We start from the raw sequence: 2,575 nt of genomic DNA, 5'->3' as shown, positions 1-2,575 counted from the left end.
TTCATAAATACTATCTGCATCTAATCCGTATTTTTTAATCAACTGTACTGCCGGTCCGGACTCACCAAATGTGTCGTTAACACCAATCTTCATTACTTTTGCAGGTGCTTTTTCTGCAACCACATCACATACAGCACTTCCCAATCCGCCAATTACAGAATGTTCTTCTACCGTTACGATCTTTCCAGTCTTTGCCGCTGCTGCAATCACGGTTTCTTCATCCAACGGTTTAATCGTATGCATATTGATTACTTCTGCACTGATTCCATCTTCCGCCAGTTTTTCTGCTGCGATCAGAGACTCAGATACCGGAAGTCCGGATGCGATAATTGTTACATCTGTACCTTCACGCAGTGTAATCGCCTTTCCAAGTTCAAATTTATATTCCGACGTATCATTGATTACCGGAACTGCCAGTCTTCCAAAACGAAGATATACCGGTCCAACATATTCATATGCTGCTTTTACTGCTGCCTTCGCTTCCACGTCATCGGAAGGATTGACTACCACCATTCCCGGAATCGTTCTCATCAAAGCAATGTCTTCATTACACTGATGGGTTGCCCCATCTTCTCCTACTGAGATTCCCGCATGTGTTGCCCCGATTTTTACATTTAACTTCGGATATCCGATGGAGTTACGAATCTGCTCGTAAGCACGTCCTGCTGCAAACATTGCGAAGGAACTTGCAAATGGTACTTTTCCGGTTGTTGCAATTCCTGCCGCAACGCCCATCATATTACATTCTGCAATTCCACAGTCAATATGACGTTCCGGAAATGCTTTTTTAAACGTTCCTGTCTTTGTAGCAGCTGCAAGATCGGCATCCAGTACTACAATATCTTCATGTTCTTTTCCAAGTTCAACCAAAGCATTACCGTAGCTTTCTCTTGTTGCGATTTTCTTTACTTCTGACATAATGCTTCACCTACCTTTTCTAAGTCTGCCATAGCGACTGCATACTGCTCGTCATTCGGAGCACTTCCATGCCACGCCACCTGATTTTCCATGAAGGAAACACCTTTTCCTTTTACTGTCTTCGCGATAATCGCTGTTGGCTGTCCCTTTGTAGCACGTGCTTCTTTAAATGCAGCGTCAATCTCATCAAAATCATTTCCATTAATGTTGATTACATGGAAATTAAATGCCTCAAATTTCTTATCAATCGGATAAGGAGAGTTCACTTCATCAATTGGTCCATCAATCTGAAGATTGTTATTATCCACAATCACTACCAGATTGTCAAGTTTACGAAATCCTGCCAGCATGGCAGCTTCCCATACCTGACCTTCCTGAATCTCACCATCTCCAAGCAGAGTATAAACTCTGTAATCGTCTCCTGATAATTTTGCAGAAACAGCCATTCCAACTGCAGCAGAAACTCCCTGTCCCAGAGAACCACTGGACATATCTACTCCCGGAATATGTTTCATATCCGGATGTCCCTGCAGGTAGGATCCTACTTTACGAAGCGTTGTCAGATCTTCTACCGGGAAAAATCCTCTGTTCGCCAAAGCAGAATAGTATCCTGGCGCTGTATGTCCTTTGGAAAGTACAAAACGGTCGCGATCTGCTTTTTTCGGATCCTCCGGATCAATATTCATTTCTTCAAAATAAAGATAAGTGTAAATATCAGCAGCAGACAATGAGCCGCCCGGATGTCCGGATTTTGCGCTGTGAACAGCTGCAATGATCCCCTTGCGGACTTCATTTGCCGTCTTCATCAACTCTAATTTGTTCATTTTCATCCTCCTAAAATTCTGTTTTCTGATTCAGATTATTCTCCAAACACTGCTTTATAATCAGCTTGGAATTTTGCAATACCTGCATCTGTCAGAGGATGCTTTGTCATCTGCTCAATTACTTTATATGGAACAGTAGCAATATCAGCTCCTGCAAGTGCACAGTCTGTTACATGCATTGGGTGACGAACACTTGCTGCAATAATCTCTGTTTCGATTCCTGCAATTTCAAAGATCTGGGCGATCTCGGAGATCAGATCTGTTCCTCTTACAGAAATATCATCCAGACGTCCAAGGAACGGAGATACATAAGTTGCACCTGCTCTTGCTGCAAGAAGCGCCTGATTTGCAGTAAAGATCAAAGTAACATTTGTCTTGATGCCTTCAGAAGACAACTGCTTACAAGCCTTTAATCCTTCTACAGTCATCGGGATCTTAACAACCATATTCGGATGGATATTTGCAATCTCTCTTCCCTCTTTGATCATTCCTTCTGCATCAACTGTTGTTGCCTTTACTTCACCACTGATTGGTCCATCTACAATAGAAGCAATCTCTGCGATTACATCTTCGAATATTTTCCCTTCCTTGGCAATCAGAGATGGATTTGTTGTCACTCCACAGATAACCCCCATATCATTTGCTTTTCTAATGTCTTCCACATTAGCTGTGTCAATGAAAAATTTCATTTTTCTTCCTCCTTTTTTTGCTGTTAATATGTTTCACTTACCACTTGTCTGAATTATAACTTATGCTATGAATATTGGTCAATAGCCTCTGTTTTTATTAGTAATTTTCCTTATTAATATTATTATTTTATTAGTTTCATTTTT

3 protein-coding genes are annotated in these 2,575 nt (G+C 41.3%); all 3 read right to left on the bottom strand.

What is annotated here, in order from left to right; all coding sequences use genetic code 11:
• A partial coding sequence (locus JQM82_RS15020; protein ID WP_235251216.1) for a transketolase family protein occupies window positions 1-918 on the bottom strand: 918 nt, incomplete at its 3' end.
• On the bottom strand, window positions 906-1,742 hold the full coding sequence (locus JQM82_RS15015; RefSeq protein ID WP_235251214.1) for a transketolase: 837 nt from the start codon (window positions 1,740-1,742) through the stop codon (window positions 906-908). The genes JQM82_RS15020 and JQM82_RS15015, both read right to left, overlap by 13 nt.
• A gap of 35 nt (window positions 1,743-1,777) precedes the next feature.
• Window positions 1,778-2,431 (bottom strand): fructose-6-phosphate aldolase, encoded by a 654-nt coding sequence (gene fsa, locus JQM82_RS15010; protein WP_235251212.1) that lies wholly within the window; start codon window positions 2,429-2,431, stop codon window positions 1,778-1,780.
• Between the last annotated feature and the right edge of the window lie 144 nt (window positions 2,432-2,575).

It is taken from the genome of Faecalicatena contorta (assembly GCF_021531995.1).
Lineage (GTDB): Bacteria > Bacillota > Clostridia > Lachnospirales > Lachnospiraceae > Dorea_A > Dorea_A contorta_A.
The sequence above is the reverse complement of the archived record's forward strand: the minus strand, read 5'-3'. Positions and strand labels throughout refer to the sequence as shown.